The sequence below is a fragment of the Deltaproteobacteria bacterium genome (genome assembly GCA_003696105.1).
Classification (GTDB): domain Bacteria; phylum Myxococcota_A; class Polyangia; order Haliangiales; family J016; genus J016.
The window spans coordinates 1-20,189 of the sequence record RFGE01000256.1 but is presented as its reverse complement, the minus strand read 5'-3'; the positions used below and the strand labels follow the sequence as shown (position 1 = coordinate 20,189).

Here is a 20,189-nt window from a genome sequence, read left to right as displayed (position 1 = left end):
GCGCGCTACGCGTGCGCGTCGCGCGCGCCGGCCGCCTCGGCCTCCCGGTCGTGGTGCAGCGTGCCGCCGTAGACCGTGTAGTCCGAGTCGGCCAGGTCGTTGGGCGCCGTGAAGTGCGACGGATGGCGGACGTCGGGATCGAGCCCGGCCTCGGTGAACACGTGCGACACGTACCACGAGCAGAACATCTTGCGGGGGCTCTGCCGTTCCCGAGCGCCCTCGAGATCGCCGATGATGCGGTGCCAAAGGTACGACACCAGCCCCAGGACGCTGTACTTGGCGCCGAGGTGTTCCAGGCAGAACGTAAATAGCCGGTCGACGTCGAGCCGGCTGCGCGCCTCGTCGGTGAGCGGGAACCAGTCGACGTGGCCGCTGTACCGGTCCACGGCGCGACTCGCGGGCTGCACCTCGACCCCGCGACCGACCGCCTGAAACACCATCAACCGCGACCGCGGCACCACCGGTGGGTGCCACCACATGGCGATGCCGGAGTGCGAGTAGGATCGGCGCGTCGATTGCGCCTTGCCGGTGACGCGATTGATGACGCGCGACAGCCACCCGCGTCCCTGAAACAACAGCAGGTCGCCGTCTTTGACCTGCTCGCGGATCGACGCGTACGCGGTCGCGGTCCCGGAACGATCCGTCCCCAGCACACGGCCAGTATACCGGCGGGCGCGCGCGGCTGTCACCGGCGAGCGCGTGCGAACCGCGCCGGCGGTTGCGCTCGCGCGCATCGATCGCCGCGCACTCGACGCCCCCTGTCGCGCGCGCATGGCATCCGGTGGCCGTGCAGTCGCCGGCGAGCGCCCGCCGCACGCGGCGTGGCCGGTCGTCGCCCGGCGCCCGGAACGCGCCGCCGGCAACGGTGCGCCGGCGCCGGCGCGACATTGTATGATGCCGCCGGACGATGGGGGTCCGGTGAAACTCGGAACGCTGCTTTTGCGCGACGCGGTCATCAGCCTCGGCCAGCTCGAGACGGCTCTGCGCAGCCAGGTGCTGTACGGCGGCAAGCTCGGCACCAACCTGGTCGAACTCGGCTTCGTCGACCTCGACACCCTCGCCGGCTACCTCGGCCGCTGCACGGGCGTTCCGGTCGCCACCAAGGCGATGTTCGACGCGGCTCCCGCCGACGTCGTCGGCGCATTCGACCGCGACCTGGCCGAGTTGTACGCCGCGTTCCCGCTCGGCCCGGCCGCGGAGGCCCCGGACGCGCTGGCCGTCGCGCTGCTCGACCCGACCGACGACGCCGCCGTCGACGCGCTCGCCGCCCAGCTCGGCCGACCGATCGTCCCGCACATCGCGCCGGAGCTGCGCCTGTACTACTACCTCGAAAAGCACTACGGCATCGAGCGAAAAGCCCGCTTCGTCCGCGCCGGGACGCGCAAGTCGAATCAGGACGTCGGCGAGCGGCGGCGCGCGCAGCCGCCGCAGGGGATCGAGCTGCCTCCGGCCGTACGCATCGAGCCGCGGGCGCGCCGTACGCGCCCGTCGGCGCCGCCGGCACGAGTCGAGCCGCGCGCGACCGCCGACGAACTCGTCGCGAGCATCGACCTCGCGGCCACCCGTGACGACGTCGGAAATGCGCTCATCGACTACGCCGTCGGTCGCCTCGACGCGGCGGCGGTGTTCGTCGTCCGCGACGCCAACGCGATCGGCTGGCGCGTCCACGCGCCCGGGCGCCCCGTGTCCGCATCGGCGTTCGAACAGGTGAGCTTGCCGCTCGGCGGCGCGTCGGCACTGCAAGCCGCGCACGATTCCCGAACGGTCTACCGCGGGCGCGCGCCGACCGGCGGACGGCCGGTCGAGACGCGGTTGTGGCGCGCACTCGGCGTCGACGGCGAGCCGCGAGAACTCGTCGTCGTGCCGATCCTCATCGGACCGCGCGTCGTCCAGCTGATCTACGGCCATACCGAGACGGCAGACCACCTCGACGACCGCGTGGTCGACGAGCTGGGCCGCCTCGCGCGCGCGGCCGCGGAAGCCTACGCGCGCATCATCCAGCAGGCCAAGGCGGCCGACCCGTCATAGTTTTCGATACAACAAAATGTATTCGCACTTTGGCCGATCGCCGAACGCGCGGCGCTCGGCGGCCGACAGTGCCGGGCGCTGCTGTGACGCCGACGCGACGAACGCGAGGTCGGCCGGCGCGGCCACCGCAAGCTCGCGGTCCGCAAACAGCGCCTCGCCGCCCGCCACGGAATCGCCGACGACGAGCGCGGCGATCCCGCCCGGCCGCAGCGCGCGAGCCATTTGCGCCAGTGCCGCCGCGTAGCCCTTGCGCCAGGCGGCCAGCGCACGGCGGCGCGCTGCCGCGTCGCCGCGGAAGCTGCGGCGGGAGCCGAGTTCGACCCGCGCAAACTGGCCGGAGCCGAGCCCGAGGAACGCGTAGCGCAGCTCCTGGTGGGCCAGGTAGTCGTACACGCCCGGGTACGGCGGCGACGTGACGATCGCGTCGATCGAGTCCGCCGCCACGGCAGCGCGCGCGAGCGCGCGCGCGTCGCCGCGCGCCACGGCGACGCGGGGCGCCGACGCGACGGCGAGCGCGTCGAGCCCGTCGGCCAGCACATGCGCGCGGTCGCGAAACCACCTCGACGGTGCGCCGCGGGCGATCAGCCGCTCGACCTCCGCCGGAACGGTATCCGACTCGCGCCGCGACGCCTTGTACAGGATCGCGGACAGCGCCGCCGCCAGCGGCACGCGCAGGTTCGCGGGCTCGGCATCGACCGCCGCCGCGAGCGCCTCCAGCTCGCGGCGCACGTGCGGCGCGAACCAGCGCGCGAGCTGCCGCTGGCGCTGCGCCGGGTCCGCGCCGCGCGGCGTCCGCCGTGCCGCCGGCACTTCGCCGCTGCGCCGCGCGCGCCGGCCCGCCTCGATCACGGCGGCCGCGATGACGTCGGCGCGGTCGCGCACGGCGCGGCGAAACTCCGGCCGGCCGACGCTCGTCTTGGCCCGCGCGATCAACACCGCCAGCGGGTTCGCGTCGACGCCGCGGGCCGAGGCACCGGCGGCGCGCGCCTCCACCAGCACCGTGCCGGAACCGCAAAACGGGTCCAGCACGCGCGCCGGGCCGGGCGACGGCGCGAGCTCGCGCGCGAGCGCCACCAACCGGCGCGCGGTCGCGGGGTGCATGCGGGCCGGGTAGGCGTGAAACCCGTGCGTGTACTCGCCGGCGACCGCGTCCTCCCGCGGCCCGATCCGCAGCGCCGCCGCAAGGGCCGCCGCCACCGCCGGCTCGCCTTCGGTCGCAATCGGCGCGTCGGACCGCACGGTCGACAGAGCGCGGCGCTGTTTCGGGGGCCTGGCCATGGTTCTCGAGCCTACAGCAAGTACAATGCCCGCATGCCGGCACCTCGCGAGATTGTCGGGCTGGGGAAGTCCGAAGTCCGGTTCGTGTGGGACGAAGGTGACGAAGATCTCTGGACGGCGCGCGATCTCCGGTTACGCTGCACCTGCGCGCACTGCGTGCACGAGTTCACGGGCAAGAAGCTGCTCGATCCGGCCACCGTGCCCGAGGATCTGCGCGTCACGTCCATGGAACTCGTCGGCAACTACGGGCTCAAGATTGCGTTTTCCGACGGCCACGACACCGGGATCTACCGGCTCGACGACCTGTACGCCGCCCGGCCCCGCCGGCCGGCGAGTTGACGCCGGCGTCCCGACGCGGTACGCGACCGGCACCGATCGACCGCTCCACCGAGATTCGCTTCGTTTTCACCAGGGCACGCTTCCCGCAGGGAGAACCATGAAACTGCGCATTGCGATCGTCATCACGCTCGTCGCCGCCCTCGGCGCGCCGGCCGCGGCCGACGAGGCGCTCGAACGGGCCCGCACCGCGTTCGACAAGGGGCAGTCGCTGTACGAACAGGGCGACTTTGCCGGCGCGGCGGCCGCGTTCCTCGAGGCCTACGAGGCGCGCAACTTCCCGGCGTTCCTCTACAACGCCGCCCTCAGCTACCAAAAGGGCAAGGAGTTCGAAAACGCGATCACCTACTACGAGCGCTACCTGACCGAGCAGCGCGACGTCCCCGATGCGGAGCGCAAGGACATCGAGCAGCGCATCGCGCTCATGAAGGCCGAGATCGAGCGGCGCAAGCAGCCGCCGCCCGACCAGGGCGACGCGGGGCCGCCGCCGGACGTGGAGCCGCCCCCCGAAGTCGTCAACCCGGCCGACACGAGCCTGCGCGGCCTGGTCGCGATCGAATCGGTTCCGCAGGGCGCCTACATCTACCTCGACGGCAAAAAGGACGAGCCGCTCGGACGCACGCCGTGGAGCGGTACGCTCGACGGCGAGCACACGGTGCTCATCGAGGCGCGCGGCTACAAGCCGCGCGAGCGCACGTTCACGGCGCGCAAGGACCGGTTCCTGGTCCTCGACTTCACCCTCGCCGAAGAAGACTACCTCGGGTGGATCGACATCCGCGCAAACGTGCCCGGCGCCAAGATCTACATCGACGACAAGGTGGCCGAGTTCGCCCGGACGCCGTATAGCGGCAACCTCAAGCCCGGCAAGCACAAGATCTGGATCACGAAAGAGGGCTACGACGAGTACTACGTCGAGGTCGAAATCGTTCCCGGTGAAACGAAAGAGATCAAGGCCGAGCTGTCCGGCAAGGAGGTCGGTTACATCAACGTACGCGGTCGCGACGTCGAGAAGATCCGCCTGTACATCGACGGCAAGAAAGTGTGCGACGGCCCGTGTCGATGGCCGGTGGCCGAAGGACGCCACACGATCAAGATCACGCGCTCCGGATACAAGTCGTACTCGCGCGACATCGACGTCCGACAAAAGACCGAAATCACCGTGCGCCCGAACCTCGCGCCCAAGCCCTCGCGCGCGGATGCGGTGTGGGCCTACGTGTTCGCCGCGGCGTTCACCGGCGGCGGCGTGTGGCTGGGGATGCAGGCCAAGAACCTGGAGGACGAGATCGCCGCGGACATCGACCGCGGCATGCCGCCCCCCGATCCGAAAGACCCGCGGCTTCGGCGCGGAATGCTATTTGCGATCGGCGCGGACGCGGCGTACGCGCTCGGCGCGGCCACGTTCGCGACCGCCGTGTACTACACGTTCCGCGACAAGGGACGGCCGTCGACCGCGACGACCGACGTGAGCAGCATCGCGTTGACGCCGGCGGTCGGCCCCGGCTTTGCCGGCCTCGGCCTGGAGGTGACCTGGTGACCCGCACCGCGACGACCTTGGGGTGCGCGGCCGCCGCCGCGTTGACGCTCGCGGCGTGCGACCCGCGCGTGTTCGACGACCTCACCGACGACATGTGGGTCGACGCGAGCGGGACTCCCGGCGACATCCCGTCGAAGGAGTACCCGTTTGCGCTGGCGTACGCCGCGCGGCCGGACGGCGCCGGCACGCGCGTTCTGGTGGCCGGCAACCTGCCCGGCGCGCTCGGGCGCGTCACCTTCGACGCATCCGGTAAGTCGAACGCGCTCGGCCGGCGCGTGACCGACATCTTCCAGGTCGCGACGACCAGCGCGATCGACCCCCGCCGGCCGTTCGTCGGCTCGCGGACGCTGGTGCGCGGCGACGGGGTCGCAGCCCTCGGGCTGCCCGACGAGGAGGCGATGACCGGGACGGCCACCGGCGCCATCCTCGTCGTCCACCCCGACACGTTCGAGATCGTCCGCGGCATCGTACCGGTGCCGGGCGTCGAGGCGCTCGGCGCGGCGGTCGCGTTCGGCGAGACCGACGTCGACGACGCGGCGACCACCGACGGCACCCTCGACCTCGCGGCCACTGCGACGACCCAGGTGGTCCTGTTCCCGGACGTCGCGCGCACGGCGGCCGCGCTCGACCCGGTCCGGTGCGCGATCGGCGCCGAGGTCGCCCGGAGCGTGCTGGTCGTCGACCTCGACGGCGACGGCGTCGACGAGATCGTCGTCGCGCGGGGCGCGCTCGCGCCCGACCTCGCGTCGCCCGCGGGCGAGATCGTCGCGTTCGACGGCTCCCTGGTCCAGGCCGCCGACGGCGCCATGTGCTTCGACCCGGCTGCGACGCCGGCGCGCGCCCCGAAGGTCGGGCCGCTGGCCGCGACGGACGGAGCGCCCGACCTTGGCTCCCAGCTCGTCGCCGGCGACTTCGACGGCGATGGCGCGATCGACCTCGCCGCGTCGTCGCCGCTCACCGACCGCGTCGTGGTGTTCCTCGATGCCGCTGGATCGGCGTCGGAGGTGACCGTCGACCAGGCGGGGGTCGCCGCCCTCGACGCCGGCGACCTCGACGGCGACGGAACTGACGAGTTGATCGTCGGCGCCCCCGACGCGGCGGTCGACGGCGTGGCCGGCGCCGGGCTCGTGCGCGTGCTGCGGCTGGCGTCCGACGGCCAGTCGTTCGACGAGATCAACACGTTGCACGACATCGACCCGGAGAAAGACCAGGCGTTCGGCCGCGACGTGCAAGTGGCCCCGTTCGGTTCCGGCGGGCAGGCCGCGCTGGCGGTCGCGGCCAACGGCGAGTTGTTCACCTACTTCCGCGTGGCCGCCGATCTGCCCGACGTCCGGGGCAACTGATCCTCGAGCGAGCTGCACCCCGCCCGAGCGCGATTGGGCCCGCGCGGGGCCCGGGCGCGGCACCGCGCATTGGACTCTGGCCGGCCGGACCTCCGGGCGAAGCGGCGCGTCTGCCGCGGCGGCGCGTGCGCGCTGACCGCCCGACCCGGCGCGACGCGCTACGATCACCGCCGCTACCGTCGTGATCGGCACGACCCTCGACCGCCGCTACCAGATCCTCGACCGCCTCGGCGAAGGCGGCATGGGGGTCGTCTACCTGGCGCAGCACATCCTGATCGAAAAGCGAGTGGCGATCAAAGTGCTCAAGCCGGAGGCGGCGCGCGATCCGACGATCGTCCGCCGCTTCATTCAAGAGGCCAAGGCCGCGTCGCGGATCGGCCACCCGAACATCGTGGACGTCACCGATTTCGGCACGACTCGCGACGGGACGACGTTCCAGGTGATGGAACTCGTCGAAGGCCCGACGCTGGCGCAGGTGCTGAGCGAGCACGGCCGGCTGTACGTCGCGCGGGCGGTGGGCATCGCGGTGCAAATCGGCCGGGCCCTCGCCGCCGCCCACGGCAAGGGCATCGTGCACCGCGACGTCAAACCGGAAAACGTGTTCCTCGTGAGCGGCGGCGGCCGCACCGACTTCGTCAAGCTCGCCGACTTCGGCATCGCGAAGGTGACGCACCTCGACGGACCCAGCACGCTGTCGCCGCGGCTCACGCGCCAGGGCGCGGTGTTCGGCACGCCCGAGTACATGCCGCCGGAGCAGGCGATGGGCCGCGCCGACCTCGACCACCGGGCGGACGTGTACGCGCTCGGCGCGGTGCTGTACCACATGGTGACCGGCCGGCCGCCGCACAAGGGCGCGACGACGATGGAGACCTTGGTGCAGGTCATCCAGGACCCGGTGCGCCCGCCGGGGGAGGTCGCGCCGGAGGTGGGCTTCAGCGACGCGTTCGAGCGCGTGGTGATGCGCGCGCTCGAATCGGACCGCGACCGCCGATTCGGGTCGATGGCCGAGTTCATCGACGCGCTGCAGTTCGCCGCGGGCGGGGCCGACGCCCCGCGCGGAGCCACCGCGCCGCCCGCGCGCGCCGATCCTCCGGTCGCCGGCCCGGCCGATCCGACGCTCGCGCCGGGCCAGTGGTGGATCGGTCCCGACGGCGTCGCGACGCTGGCGCAGCCGACCGACGCCGCCGCGCAACGGCCGCGCGCGGCGCCGCTGCGCGTGCCGCCCGAACAGCTGCCCGGGCCGCCGGAGCCCGCGCGCCGCGGCGGCCTCGAGCGGCGCGCGCGCGCGGTCGCGATCGGTTCCGTCGCGCTGGTCGCCGCGGTCGCCGTCGCCGCCGTCACCCTGTGGCCGCGCGAACGCGCGCAGCCGGCGCACCCGCGCGCGATCGCCCGCGCGGGCGCGGCCGGCGCCGCCGACGACGCGGCTACCCGCGACGCCGGCGCGGGCGCCCGCGACGCGGCGACGGCGACCGATGCGAACGCCGACGGCGGAGCCGCTCGCGCCGGCGACGCCGGCGCGATGGCGGCGCCGGTCCGCGTCGTGGTGACGACCGCGCCGCCCGGCGGCCGCCTGGTGTTGCCCGACGGCACGGTGGCCGGCGTCGGCCGCGCCGCGCTCGCGCGCCCGCGCGGCGTTCGCCTTCGCGTCCGTTGCGTTCGCAACGGATATCGGCCGGGCGCGGTGGTCGTCGCGTTCGACGGCCGGCGGCGCAGAGCCGTCTGCCGCATGCGGCCCGCCGGCAAGTGCGTGCCCGGCATCAAGAACCCGTTTTACGACTGCGACGGCCGCCGGCGATGATGCGACCGGCGGCACCGCTCGCGGTGGGCGCGCCGATCAGCGCGGCGGTTCGGCAAACCGCGAGCCGGGGAACGGGTCGGCCGTCTCCCGCGTCTCGATCTCGGCGGCGGTCACCCGCGGCGCGATGTCGATGCCGAGCGCGCGCAGGCCGTCCACGTCGTTGTAGCGCAGCTCGGCGACCGCGTCCGGCACCGCCGGGTTCTTGCGCTCGAATCGGGTCCACTGCACCGGCGAGCTGCGGCGCTCGCCGAACTCGGTGCCGAGTCCGGGCCGGCCGCGCGGGCGCCAGCCGCAGCACCGCTCGGCCGGGGCCCGCCGCGGCGACGCCGTCTTGGCCGCCGGCGCGTCCGCGCCGGCCGGCGCGGCGTGACGCGCGCCCCCGGTGCCGGCCGCCGGCGGCGGCGCCAGCTCGCCCTCGACGAGGTCGTCCTCGAAGTCGTAGTCGTAGCGGTCGCGACGGTCGTCGGGGACCGGCGGCGCATCGACGATCACCTGAGGGGGCTCCCGTTCCTCGAACACGGCCAGGCCGATGACGCCGACGTGGCGCGGTTTCCCCTTGCGCGCCGCGTACGAATCGGCCACCGCCGAGAACCGGAACGCGGCGACCTCGCGGGTCGATACGCGAAAGCCCTCGATGCGCAGCTCGCCGCGCGCCGGCACCACGTAGCCGCGCTTGCGCAGGTCGGCCGGCCGGCCGTCGATCACGTCGAGGCCGTCGACCGACACCACCGCCTCCACCCGCCGGTCGGTCGGGTTGGTGACGCGAATGACGTAGCGCTGGTCGACGTTGCCCAGGACGTAGAAGCGACCGCGGTGCTCGAACGTCGGCAACGGCCGTCCGTATTTATCCAGAATTTCGAGCGAATACGGCGCCCGCGGGCGCTCTGCGACCCGAAGGGGGCGGTCGGGGCGAGCGTCGGCGCGAGCCGTACCGCACGCGGCGGCGACGAAGACAGCGGCGATCCAGGTCATCCGGTGCGCGAACATGCCGGTCAGAACGCACGGGTGCGCGAGGCGATCTACCCGCCCGCGGCGGGCGCCCCGCGAGGGCGAGGCGCGGGCGGCGCTCGAGGACGCGCTGCGCGAGGCGATCGACCCGCCCGCGGCGGGCGCCCCGCACCGCGCCGGCCGGCGGCACAGCCGCGCCGGCGGGCGCCCGATCGCCGCCTACGTCCACATCAGCGCGGCGGCGGCCGCGGCCGCGGCCACCAGGCCGGCCGCCAGCACGTACGCCCCCGCCGACGACGTGCGCCGCGCGCGCCGAATCGGCGCCTGCGCCAGCCGAACCGTGCGCCGCCGCGGCACCCGCGTGACGACCACCGACCGCGGCGAGCTGCACGACAGAAGGTGCTCCCCGTCCGGCGAAAACGTCACCCACGAGGTCGGATGCTCCAGCCCGACGATGTCCTCGCAACGGCCGCTGCGGACGTCCCACAGCCGCACGCAGCAGTCGATTCCGGCCGACGCGAGGTACCGCCCGTCGGGCGAAAACGCGACGCGCCGCACGCGGCGGCCGTGGCCCGACAACACGCGGGGCGGCCGGTGATCGCGCGGCCACAGCCGCACCGTGCCGTCGGCCCCCGCGGACGCGAGCCACTCGCCGTCGGGCGAGTAGGCGACGTGACTGATCGCGCCGCGGTGGCCCGTCCGGCGGCGCACGCTGCGGCGCGCGATGTCGTACGGCTCGGTGAGGTTCCACTCGAGCAGGACGCCGTCGTAGCCGGCGGCTGCCAGGCGACAGCCATCCGGGCTGAACGCGACCGTGCGCAACCCGAGCCGGTCGGCGCGCAGCACCCAACGGCCGCCGCGGCTGTCGTCCCACACGCGCGCCGTGCGGTCGTCGCCGACCGATGCGATCCGCACATCCGTTGGCGATGCAACGACAGCGCGGACGGCGCCGCGGTGGCCCTTGTACACCCACTCGCGCGCCGTGCCGATCTCCCACACCCGGATGGCGCCATCTTCCGCGCCGGACAGGATGCGCGTGCCGTCCTCGGAGAACCGCAGCGCGGTGATGCGCGCCCGATGTCCTCGCAGCACGTGCATCAGCGATCCGTTGGTCCGCCACACGCGAATCTGCAGGTCGAGCGCCGCCGATGCGATGAGGTCTCCGGTCGGGCTGTAGGCGACGTGCGTCACGTCGCCGGCGTGGCCCTCGAGGCGCACGCTGCGTTGGCCGTCGAGGCTCCACACGTCGATCGCCCCGCCTTCGCCGTCGGTCGCGACCGCATCGGCGGCCGGCGCGTAGGCCACGCACCGCACCCTCCGACTCGGGCCGCGGGCGTCGTCGATCGCGGGCACATCGCCGGTCTCGTAGCCGATCGCGTCGGCGACGACCTCGGGCCTGCTCGAGACCGCCCGTTCGATGTCGTCGAGCAGCTCGCCGAGGCTGTCGTAGCGCGCCGCCGGATCCTTGGCGAGCGCGCGCAGCAGCGGGCCGTCGAGCCGAGCCGAGGCGCCGAGCGCGCTCGGCGGCGGCGGATCGTCGCTGACGTGGTGCAACAGCAACGCGTGCACGTCGTCTGCCTCGAACGGATACCGCCCGAGCAATACGCGATAGACGAGCGCACCGAACGCGTACACGTCGGCGCGATGGTCCACGTCGTCGCCGCGGCACTGCTCGGGCGCCATCGTCAGCGGCGTGCCGAGGATTGCGCCGGGCTGCGTCGCGGTGCGCTGTTGCTCGACGAGCTTGGCGATACCGAAGTCGAGCACCTTGACGGTCCCGCCGTCGGTGAGGAACACGTTGTCGGGCTTCAGGTCGCGGTGCACGACTCCCAGCGCGTGCGCCGCGTCGATCGCGTCCGCGATGTCTCGGAGAATCGGCATCGCGTCCGCCAGCGGCAACTGGACCTCGCGCTCGAGCCGGTCGGCGAGGCTCTCGCCGGACAGAAGCTCCATCACGCAGTAGTGGCGCCCGTCCGAGTGGCAGCCGAACCCGAACACGTCGACGATGTTCGGATGGTTGATCGTGTTGACGGCAGTGGCCTCGGCGACGAATCGCCGCACGACCTCCGCGTCGCGCGCGAGCTCCGGACGCAACAACTTCAGCGCCGCGCGCTTGCCGATGATCGGGTGGCGCACGGCGTAGACGATCCCCATGCCACCGGCGGCCAGTTCGCTCTCGATCTCCCACTCGCCGACCATCGAGCCGGGGCCCAGGTCCGGCGGGCGCACGACGGTCGCGGCGGCGCGCCGGGCCGTCAGGTCGTCGATGTCCGTGAGTTGGCCCATCCCTCCTCGCCCTCGAAATCGGCCAGACCCGCGCGAAGTTGAGGGGGGCCGGCCGGCGGCGCCGCCGCGGGCATGCCCGCCCGCCGCGCGGGTTGCGGGCCAACCGCGCGTCACGATGGCGATTGTTGCGCAAGACGGGCGCCTGGCCGGCCTCCCGGGGCGCCGCAAGCGACGCGGGCGGGACGCCCTCGCCGGCGGCCCGCGCGTCGTCCTCCGGGGGGCGCACCACGGGCGGCGCATCCGCGGGCGGCCGCGGGCGTCACGGACCGAAGCCGGTCACGCGCAGCCACGGGCCGGACACGAACGGGAACGCGTCGTCGTAGTGGACGTGGCCGACGTACCACAGCGTCACGTCCTCGCCATCGAGCGGTTCGTCGCCGACGAACGCGGCCGGATACGGCTGATCGCCAGATCCGCCGTGCGGGCCAAACGGCGGCCACTCGCCGTCGTGGTAGCGCACGGCGAACACCTCCGCGTCCTCCCACTGGTTGGGCCGCACCGACACGCACGCCCCCGAGCCGAAGTCGACCTGCCGCCACACGGCGCCGTCCGCGTCGGCCTCGCCCGTGTACGGGAACCAGCCCTCCTCGGCGACCCGCTCCCAGCGGCCGCCGCGAAACACCTCGAACGCATCGTCGAGCGCTCCGTCGAGGTCGATGTCGAATCGCCAATGCGGGTGATACGTGTGCGCCGGGTGCAGCCCGCCGGGATGCACAATCAGCCACGGCGCGGCGCGGCCGTCTCGGTGAAACCGCCACAACTGCGTGTACCGAAACGGTCCGGCCGCGAAGTCGACCGCCAGTTCGAACCCGCCGCGGAACGCCTGCACGCGCACGTCGCCGGCCTGCGTGCGCGCGCCGAGCGGCGCCCACACGGGACCGTGCCGGTCGACGCGGTCCTCCGGGTCGAGGTCGGTCTGCTGATGGTCGACGAGCACGAACGGCAGCGACGCGTCCCACAGCACGCGGCGGCCGCAGTAGTCCACCAGGTGGACCGCGAGCCCTGCGGTCTCCGTCATCCGGTAGTGCACGCGCCAGTTCGCTTCCACGAGGACGCCGGTCATCGCCGTCACCATCGCTCCGCCGGCACGACCTCGGTCACCTGCCGGTCAGCCAGATCCACGACGGCCACCACCGACGGCGCGCCTCCGGCCGGGCCGAACACCACCGCGGCCGCGCGCGCGCGGTACGCGCGGTCCGCCGGATGGCGGCTCCAGTACTGCAGCGCCGCGCGCGGCCGGTCGTCGAGTCCGAGTTGCGCCTGCACGTCGGGATCGGCGGCGGCGACGGCGATCGCGGCGGCCTCCTCCGCGGCCGCCAGCGGCGGTTGCCCTGCCGCGGTCGCGAAATGGAACACGTCGCCGGCATCGAGGTCGACGCCCGCGTCGACCCGCGCGGCGGCGGCGTAGTCGTACGCGACGACGCGCGCGCAGCGGCGCCCCGCGCGCGGATGCGGAGGCTTGAGCGCGAGCGGCTCGACGGCCGCGACGCGATAGCGACCCACCTTGACCATGCCGGCGGCGCGGCCGTCCTCGGCCACGAGCCGCAGCGCGTCGGCGCGCTCGCCCTCGGTCAGCGGCGCCCACAGCGCCGGATCGGCCGCCGTCACGTCCGCGGCGCGCGCCGGCGACTCCGGCTGTCGTCCCTGTCGCGGTTTCATGCCCATCGGCGGCGACTATACAGCCGCGCCGGCCGAATCACGCGGCGCCGCAGCAGCGCTTGTACTTTTTGCCGGATCCGCACGGGCAGGGGTCGTTGCGGCCCACCTTCGGCGTCTCGCGCACGACCGGACCGAGCCGCTGGCCCGGCCGCCGGCCGGCCATCGCGGCGTCGAACGCCTCGACGATGACCTGCGTCGGCTCGAAGATGAGCGCCGCCGTCTCCTCGGCCATCGCGCCCTCGCGCACGTCCTCCTCGACGAGTTCGACCAGCTTCGCGTACACGTGCGGCTGCCGGTCGACCAGCGCCGGCGCGGTGCGCTCGTGGACCGGCCGTGCGTCGAGCCCGTCGATCTTGGCCCGTTCGGCGGCGACGACTTCGCGCGCGGCTTCGAGGTTGGCCTGCGTGAGCCGGTGCAGCTTCTTGCCGAACTGGGTCTCGAACATCGCCCACACCAGCGTGCCGTAGAACACGGCCGCCTCGCCGACGGCATCGCCGTGGTCGTCCTTCAGGCGCGCGGCGAACCGCAGCAGCGCCGGCTGGTCCTTGCCCAACCGGCGCGCGAGTTTGGTCATCGTGCGCTTGTCGCCCGCCTGGTCGAGCGCCGTGAACGTCGCGATCGTCCGCTCGACCGTCTCGGCCGTGACGACAACCTGCGGATGGTCCATACGGCCGCGAAGAATACACAAATCGGCGACGCGGGCCACGGCCGCCGGCCCGATGTCGCGCGGCATCCGCACCCGGCCGTCACCTCGCCGCCGCTGCCGCCCGCGCCGGCGTCGGCCCCGGCGCCCGCGCCGGCGTCCGGACCGATCGGCGGCGGATCCGGGTCGACGCCGAAGAACGCGAGCGCGCGCGCCATCACGTCGGCGCGCGCCGACTCGCCGGAGATCGTCTCGAACGGGAACCCGAACGTGAGCGTGCGCGCGCCCCCCGTCGGGTCCCGCCACGCGATCGCCGCGCCGCCGCCGCCGTCGTAGCGCAGCGCGACGACCGCGCCCGAGCCGTCGGCCGGCGCCCACACGTCGGGGAACTCCGCGTCGTAGCCGCCGGGGCCGCGGTCGTCGAACGCAAGCGCCGCCAGCCCGTCGAACGGCTCGCCGGCCGCGACCACGCCGTACGTCCCCGCGTCGTCGGCGACGAACGCCGCGCGCAGCACGTCCGCGACGAAGCCGGGCGCGAGCCCGCGGTCCTCGAGCGCCCAGCCGATCTCGGAGCCGCTCACGAACAGTCCGCCGCCGCCGGCGACGAACGCGGCGATGGCCGCGCGCTCGGCGCCGTCGAACGGCACGTCGGCGGTCGACTCCTCGCCGACGAACCAGTCGACCAGATCGTAGCGGCCGAGGTCCACGTCGCCGGCGGCGACCGCGGTGTGATCGGCGCCGTCGAAGCTCACGCCGGCCGCGGCGATGGCCGCCCCGTGGCGCGCCGCGTAGCTGCCGTCGTTGATCCGATCGAGCAGGCCGCGGTCGACCGTACCGAGCGCATAGGCCGACAGGTCCTCGCGCACGAGCATCGCGCCGTCGAGCCGGTCGAACCCGCCGACGACCAGCACGCGCGCCGCCGGCCCGGTCGCCACGCGCGCGCCCACGACCGGCGACGGCAGCGATTCGCCGCCCGCGTTGATCGCGGTCACCCGCGCGTACACCGCCTCGCCCGGCGACAGCCCGGTCAGTTCGAGCCGCTCGCCGTCGACCACGCGGCCGTCGTCGAACGCATGGCCGTCGCCGGACAGGTACACGACGTACGCGTCGGGCGGATCGCCGCCGGCCGGGTCGGGCTCCGGCGGCCGCCACGCGAGGGTCACGACGCCGCCGGCTTGCGTCGCGGACACGCCGGCCGGCGGCTCCGGCGGCAACACCAGCTCCGCGCCGTCGCGCGCGGCGAAGTAGCGCGCCACGCCTTGCGCGATCGCCCGGGCGGCGAGCCGGCGAAACCGCGGATCGCGCAGCGCGTCGGCGTCCTCGGCGGTGTCGTGGAACGCGACCTCGAACAGCGCCGCCGGCATCTCCGGGTTGTGGTTCGGGTTGACCTCGCCGAAGTAGGCGGTGTGCTGGCCGCGGTCGGTCCACTCCGGGTCCCACGCGGCGCGGATGTCGCCGATCAGCTCGCGGTGGATCGCGTCCATCAGTTCGAGCGAACCCGGCACGCCCGTGAACTCATCGACGCTGCCGTACGCGCTCGGGCCGTACGCGAACGACGACGTGCCTCGCGCCGGGCTCGGCGCGTTGGTGTGCCACGCGACGTAGACCGCGTCCTCGCCGTCCTCGTGATCCCACGCGGCGAACCGCGACCGCGTGCCGACGTCGTCGTTGCCGTCGGCGGTCGTGTAGTCGTACACCGACGGCGGCGCGCCGGACAGTTGCGCGTAGTAGCGCGCCGCGTTTTCGAACATCGGCCGGCCGCTGACGCCGCCGCCGCGATCGATCGTCCCCATGCCGCCGCCGATGCGCACGGCGTCGGCCGACACGGTCGTGCCGGCGTCGGCCGAGTCGTTGGCGAGGGTCACGGATCCGGCGTTCGGCGCCACACCGGCGTCGAAGTAGAACCGGCCGAGGCGCACCCATGTCGACCCGTGGCGGCGCTGGTCGACGCGAAAGTGCGTCTCGCCGCCCGCATGACGCACGATGTAGTGAGCGTCGGAAGCCCGGTCGGGACGCTGCACGTACGCGACGTAGACGTTGTACTCGCCCCGTTCCGGCACGTCCAACACCCAGGTGACCCGCGCCGTCTCCTGGGCGGTCGTCGGCAGCGCCACCGCCCGGCCCGACTCGAACGGGTTGACATCGCCGGCGATCGGCTCCGCGACCACGCCGAAACCGACGCCGTCGTCGGCGGGCGCCGGGCTACCCTCGGCGACGAACCGCCCGTCGTCGGTTGCATCATCCACGATGTCGCGGTTCGGGTTGAGGTCCGCCTCGCGCACCGGCACGACGTAGGCCCCCATGTTGACCAGGTAGGGGATGAGGAACTGGTCGACCGTCTCGGCCGACACGAGGTCTTCGACCAGATCGTGCGTGTTGCCGCGCTGGGTCCTCCACGCTCCCACCGTCGCGTTCCAGGTGAAGCCATGGCCCGCCGACACGTAGACCGTCTTGCCGGCGAGGGCGCCGCCGTGCGCGCCCCGGCCCACCGCGCGGCGCGCGGGCGCGATCCGGCGCACCAGCGGCGGCGCGCTCGCCGCCAACCCCGGCGTCTCGCCGCGCCGGCGGGGCACCGGCGGCGCGGCCTGCGCGACGCGCGGGTCCTCGATCCCGCAGGCGGCCACCGGCGGCGCGGGGCGCGACGGCGCGGCGACGGCCGCCGCGCTCGCGACGGCCGTCACGGCGGCCGCCCCGGCGACGAGCGCGCGGGCGCGACGCCGCGCTGCATGACCGACTGCACCCACCGGTCAGCCAGCATAGCGCAGCGGTCGCCGCCGCCGTGCACGGTCGAACAAACGTTCGATCGCGCGCGCCTACGGAACGGGCCGGCCGGTGGTGATCTCGTCCAGCGCGTAGACGACCGCGGTGAGGCACGCGCCGACCCGGCCGGCCTCGGCCGCGGTCAGCGGCAGCGGCGGGTCGGCGACCCATCGCGCGATCCACGCGCACAGCTCCGGGTGGCGTGCGGCCAACCCGCGGGCGGCCCCGGGGCCGAGCGCCTCGATCGCCAGGGCGTCGTCGGCGCGGTCGAGCAGCCGAAACGGCACCGGCGGCGGGGGCACGCCGGCGGCGCGTTCGAACGCGGCGCAGATGCGCACCGCGGCATCGAGCGCGACGGCGAACGCATCGGTCGGGCCACAGCGCCGCTCGAGAAACCGCACCACCGCGGGCTGGCGCGCGACGAACCAGCCGGCGGTCTGCGCGTCGGTACGAAGTTCCGCGTCGATCCGCATGGGCCGAGGATCGCGCCGGCGCGCCGGCGGCGCGAATTTTTCGGCTATTTTCCCGCCATGCCGACCGCCGCCTACCTCATCGATGGACTTCGCACCCCCTTCGGCCGCCACGGCGGGGCGCTTGCGCGCGTGCGCGCCGACGACCTGGCTGCGCACGTCATCGCCGCGCTGGTCGCCCGCACCGGCATCCCGACCGACCGGATCGACGACGTCATCTTCGGCTGCGCGAACCAGGCGGGCGAGGACAACCGCAACGTCGCGCGGATGGCGGCGCTGCTCGCCGGGTTGCCGGTCGAGGTCCCCGGCGTGACGGTCAACCGGCTGTGCGGCTCCGGCATGCAGGCGTTTGCCGACGCGGCGCGGCTCGTGCTGCTCGGCGAGGCGGACCTCGTCATCGCCGGCGGCGTCGAGCAGATGTCGCGCGCGCCGTGGGTGCTGCCGAAGGCCGAGTCGGCGTTCGCGCGCGGCAACGTGACCGCGTACGACACGACCCTCGGGTGGCGGTTCGTCAACCCGAAGATGGCCGAGCGGTACGGCACCCTGCAGATGGGCGAGACCGCCGAGTGCGTCGCCGAGCGATGCGGCGTGACCCGCGAAGCGCAGGACGCGTTCGCGCTGCGCTCGCAGCAGCGCGCGAAGGCGGCGGCGGACGCGGGCCGGTTCGCCGACGAGATCGTTCCGATCGAAACCGGGCGCGACCGCAAGACGGGCGAGCCCATCGTGTGCCGCGCCGACGAGCACCCGCGCCCCGACGTGACGCTCGACAAGCTCGCGCGCCTGCCGCCCGCGTTCCGCGCCGGCGGCACGGTCACCGCCGGCAACGCGTCGGGTCTCAACGACGGCGCGGTCGCGATGCTGGTCGCGAGCGAGCGCGCCGTCCGCGAGCTGTCGTTGACGCCGAAGGCGCGCTACGTCGCGTGGGGCGTCGCCGGCGTCGACCCGAACACCATGGGACTCGGCCCGGTGCCGGCGTCGCGCACGGCGCTCGCGCGCGCCGGGCTCGCCGTCGCCGACATCGACGTCGCCGAGATCAACGAGGCGTTCGCCGCGCAGGCGATCCCGTGCGTGGAACAGCTCGAACTCGATCCCGAGCGCGTCAACGTCAACGGCGGCGCGATCGCGCTGGGCCATCCGCTCGGCGCGTCGGGCGCGCGACTGGTCGTGACGCTCGCGCACGAGCTGGTCCGGCGCGGCGCGCGGTACGGGCTGGCTGCGATGTGCATCGGCGTCGGCCAGGGCATCGCGACGGTCCTCGAGCGCTGCTGACCGCGCCGGCGGCCCGCGGCGGCCGGGGCGCACGCGGGCCCGAGCGACGGCCTCCGGGCGCGGTCGCAGCTGCCGGCCCCGGGTCGGGCCGCGGCGAGGACGGCCGGCGGCGGGTCGCCGCCCGGGTCCGCCGCGCGTCCGATGCCGGAGCGCGTCGCCGCGCCGCCTGGGGCACAGCCCGGGTTGCGGGGCGCCGGCGGCCGCGCCGCGCGGGGCGCGAGGTGCGCCCACATCGCGTCGGTGGTACCGGCCGTCCGCGGCCGACTTCGACCCGCGTCACCGCGCCGGCCGACACGAGCCCCCCTCGGTCACTTGGGCCTACCCGAACGCCGCCGCTTGGGTCATACTGCCACTCCAGTCGGGGGCATCCCGACACGGGCACGGTATACGGCGAGTGACGCAGTGGAACACACGACATCGGACGGCGCGGACCCGCTCATCGGGCGCGTAATCGGTGACAAGTTCGAGCTCCACGAGTGCGTCGGGCAGGGGGCGTCGGGCACGGTCTACCAGGCGAACCAGATCTCGCTGGGCCGCACCGTCGCGGTGAAGATTCTGCGCCCGGAGCTGGCCAGCGACGAGCGTCTCGTCCGCCGCTTCCACGACGAGGCGCTCGCGGCGTCGCGCCTGAACCACCCGAACACCGTCGCCGTGCTCGACTTCGGCCAGACGACCGACGGCCTGCTGTACATCGTGATGGAGTATCTCCGCGGCGAAACGCTGGCGGCGATGCTCGAGCGCTGCCATCCGCTGGACACGGGGCGCATCGCCGATCTGGTGGGCCAGATCTTGTCGGGCCTCGAGGAGGCGCACGCCGCCGGAGTCATCCACGCGGACCTGAAGACCGACAACGTCGTCGTCGAACACCGCCGCGGCGGCTGGGATCTCGCAAAAGTCGTCGACTTCGGCATCGCCCGCCTGGCGGGTAGCCGGCGCGACCACGACGACAGCAGCGTGTGCGGCACGCCCGAGTACATGGCGCCCGAGGTGATCGCCGGTGCCGAGCCCACGGTCGCCAGCGATCTCTACTCCGCCGGGGTGTTGCTGTACGAGCTGCTGGTCGGCCGCACGCCGTTCGCCGACGCCAACGCCACGTCCCTCGAAATCCTCACCCGACACCTGCGCGAGCAGCCGGTGCCGCCGCGCGCGGTCGTCGGCGACCGTTGGCCGATCAACCCCGAGTTGGAGGCCGCGGCACTCAAGGCGCTGTCGAAGCGGCCGGCGGACCGGTTCCGCTCGGCGGAGGAGTTCCGCGCGGCGATCAACGACGCCCTTACTTCCCGCGAGCAGGCCGAACAGGTCATGTGCCGCGGCTGTGGCGTCATGGTCGCGGCGTCGTTCCGGTTTTGCCCGCAATGCGGCCACGGGCGGGGGGCGCCGCGCCGGCAGACGCTGGAGTTCGCGGCCGCGCACGTGCGCACGCTCCTCGATAGCGACACGATGGCGGCCGCCGACACCGAGTGGCATCAGCCTCCGCTCGGTGTCGAGGACGAATCGACGGCGACGCGGGAGTTCGCCCAGGCCGAGCCTACGGCGGAGGCGCAGTCGCTCGGCGTGTTCCCGCTGCCGCTGATCGGACGCGACGACGAGTTGCACCGGCTGACCGCATGCTTGCGCGGCGACGACGGCTCCGGCGCGCCGGGAGGTTCGCTGGTCGTGGCCGGACCGCCGGGGTCGGGGACGTCGCGGCTGCTGCGCGACGCGTGCGCCGACGCGGCCGCAGCCGGCGCCCGCATCTTCCTGGCTGCTCCCGACCCGAGCGGCCTGCGTACGCCGTACTACCCGATGCGATCCATCCTCGCCGCCGTGCTCGACCTGCCGCCGGTCTGCCCGTACG

The 20,189-nt window shown here is 74.0% G+C and carries 16 protein-coding genes; 7 read left to right on the top strand and 9 right to left on the bottom strand.

The features are described from left to right. Positions 1 to 5 precede the first annotated feature (5 nt). A complete protein-coding gene (locus D6689_16400; GenBank protein ID RMH39504.1) occupies positions 6 to 653 on the bottom strand; it encodes a hypothetical protein in 648 nt (215 codons plus the stop codon). Positions 654 to 699: 46 nt separating this feature from the next. On the opposite strand from D6689_16400, the gene D6689_16395 reads away from it, so the two are divergent. Beyond that, entirely contained in the window at positions 700 to 2,028 is a 1,329-nt protein-coding gene (locus D6689_16395) for a hypothetical protein (GenBank protein ID RMH39503.1), read from the top strand. On the opposite strand, the gene D6689_16390 is transcribed toward D6689_16395, so the two are convergent. Further along, positions 2,023 to 3,306 carry a hypothetical protein gene (locus D6689_16390; GenBank protein ID RMH39502.1) on the bottom strand — a complete coding sequence of 428 codons (1,284 nt, stop codon included), beginning with the start codon at positions 3,304 to 3,306 and terminating at the stop codon, positions 2,023 to 2,025. The two genes, D6689_16395 and D6689_16390, sit on opposite strands and share 6 nt — an antisense overlap. Positions 3,307 to 3,339: 33 nt before the next feature. On the opposite strand from D6689_16390, the gene D6689_16385 reads away from it, so the two are divergent. The 4 genes from D6689_16385 to D6689_16370 all read left to right on the top strand — a co-directional run bounded on the left by D6689_16385 (position 3,340) and on the right by D6689_16370 (position 8,317). Further along, positions 3,340 to 3,645, top strand: a complete 306-nt coding sequence (locus D6689_16385) for a DUF971 domain-containing protein (protein RMH39501.1) — start codon at positions 3,340 to 3,342, stop codon at positions 3,643 to 3,645. Positions 3,646 to 3,742: 97 nt separating this feature from the next. After that, positions 3,743 to 5,176, top strand: a complete 1,434-nt coding sequence (locus D6689_16380) for a PEGA domain-containing protein (protein ID RMH39500.1) — start codon at positions 3,743 to 3,745, stop codon at positions 5,174 to 5,176. Further along, positions 5,173 to 6,519: a VCBS repeat-containing protein gene (locus tag D6689_16375; protein ID RMH39499.1), complete on the top strand. Its 1,347-nt coding sequence runs from the start codon at positions 5,173 to 5,175 to the stop codon at positions 6,517 to 6,519. Before D6689_16380 ends, D6689_16375 begins: the two co-directional genes overlap by 4 nt. Positions 6,520 to 6,700: 181 nt before the next feature. Next, positions 6,701 to 8,317 (top strand): serine/threonine protein kinase, encoded by a 1,617-nt coding sequence (locus D6689_16370; protein RMH39498.1) that lies wholly within the window; start codon positions 6,701 to 6,703, stop codon positions 8,315 to 8,317. 36 nt (positions 8,318 to 8,353) lie between these two features. Here the strand turns inward: D6689_16370 and D6689_16365 are convergent, their stop codons facing one another. From D6689_16365 to D6689_16335, 7 genes are all read right to left on the bottom strand, one after another. Next, positions 8,354 to 9,304: a hypothetical protein gene (locus D6689_16365; GenBank protein ID RMH39497.1), complete on the bottom strand. Its 951-nt coding sequence runs from the start codon at positions 9,302 to 9,304 to the stop codon at positions 8,354 to 8,356. Positions 9,305 to 9,484: 180 nt separating this feature from the next. Beyond that, positions 9,485 to 11,791, bottom strand: coding sequence for a hypothetical protein (locus tag D6689_16360; GenBank protein RMH39496.1), 2,307 nt, complete (start codon positions 11,789 to 11,791; stop codon positions 9,485 to 9,487). A gap of 19 nt (positions 11,792 to 11,810) precedes the next feature. Further along, complete coding sequence (locus tag D6689_16355; protein RMH39495.1) at positions 11,811 to 12,614, bottom strand: hypothetical protein; 804 nt, start codon at positions 12,612 to 12,614, stop codon at positions 11,811 to 11,813. A gap of 5 nt (positions 12,615 to 12,619) precedes the next feature. Continuing rightward, positions 12,620 to 13,216 carry a hypothetical protein gene (locus tag D6689_16350; protein RMH39494.1) on the bottom strand — a complete coding sequence of 199 codons (597 nt, stop codon included), beginning with the start codon at positions 13,214 to 13,216 and terminating at the stop codon, positions 12,620 to 12,622. A 31-nt stretch (positions 13,217 to 13,247) separates the two neighbouring features. Continuing rightward, positions 13,248 to 13,877, bottom strand: coding sequence for a hypothetical protein (locus tag D6689_16345; protein ID RMH39493.1), 630 nt, complete (start codon positions 13,875 to 13,877; stop codon positions 13,248 to 13,250). Next, on the bottom strand, positions 13,781 to 16,597 hold the full coding sequence (locus D6689_16340; protein RMH39492.1) for an N-acetylmuramoyl-L-alanine amidase: 2,817 nt from the start codon (positions 16,595 to 16,597) through the stop codon (positions 13,781 to 13,783). The genes D6689_16345 and D6689_16340 overlap by 97 nt, the downstream gene beginning before the upstream one ends. Before the next feature lie 69 nt (positions 16,598 to 16,666). Beyond that, positions 16,667 to 17,086, bottom strand: coding sequence for a hypothetical protein (locus D6689_16335; protein ID RMH39491.1), 420 nt, complete (start codon positions 17,084 to 17,086; stop codon positions 16,667 to 16,669). A gap of 57 nt (positions 17,087 to 17,143) precedes the next feature. Between D6689_16335 and D6689_16330 the strand changes: the two genes are divergently transcribed. Together D6689_16330 and D6689_16325 are read left to right on the top strand one after the other, a co-directional pair. Beyond that, on the top strand, positions 17,144 to 18,352 hold the full coding sequence (locus tag D6689_16330; GenBank protein RMH39490.1) for an acetyl-CoA C-acyltransferase: 1,209 nt from the start codon (positions 17,144 to 17,146) through the stop codon (positions 18,350 to 18,352). 402 nt (positions 18,353 to 18,754) lie between these two features. Next, positions 18,755 to 20,189: serine/threonine protein kinase (locus D6689_16325; GenBank protein RMH39489.1), on the top strand; the 1,435-nt coding region annotated here is incomplete at its 3' end.

What these genes read in the sequence shown, in the direction of transcription:
- D6689_16390 (RMH39502.1), bottom strand. Translation starts at nt 3,306, where the DNA reads ATGGCCAGGCCCCCGAAACAGCGCCGCGCTCTGTCGACCGTGCGGTCC.
- D6689_16385 (RMH39501.1), top strand. Translation starts at nt 3,340, where the DNA reads ATGCCGGCACCTCGCGAGATTGTCGGGCTGGGGAAGTCCGAAGTCCGG.
- D6689_16380 (RMH39500.1), top strand. Translation starts at nt 3,743, where the DNA reads ATGAAACTGCGCATTGCGATCGTCATCACGCTCGTCGCCGCCCTCGGC.
- D6689_16365 (RMH39497.1), bottom strand. Translation starts at nt 9,304, where the DNA reads ATGTTCGCGCACCGGATGACCTGGATCGCCGCTGTCTTCGTCGCCGCC.
- D6689_16360 (RMH39496.1), bottom strand. Translation starts at nt 11,791, where the DNA reads ATGCGCCGCCCGTGGTGCGCCCCCCGGAGGACGACGCGCGGGCCGCCG.
- D6689_16355 (RMH39495.1), bottom strand. Translation starts at nt 12,614, where the DNA reads ATGACCGGCGTCCTCGTGGAAGCGAACTGGCGCGTGCACTACCGGATG.
- D6689_16350 (RMH39494.1), bottom strand. Translation starts at nt 13,216, where the DNA reads ATGGGCATGAAACCGCGACAGGGACGACAGCCGGAGTCGCCGGCGCGC.
- D6689_16345 (RMH39493.1), bottom strand. Translation starts at nt 13,877, where the DNA reads ATGGACCATCCGCAGGTTGTCGTCACGGCCGAGACGGTCGAGCGGACG.
- D6689_16335 (RMH39491.1), bottom strand. Translation starts at nt 17,086, where the DNA reads ATGCGGATCGACGCGGAACTTCGTACCGACGCGCAGACCGCCGGCTGG.
- D6689_16330 (RMH39490.1), top strand. Translation starts at nt 17,144, where the DNA reads ATGCCGACCGCCGCCTACCTCATCGATGGACTTCGCACCCCCTTCGGC.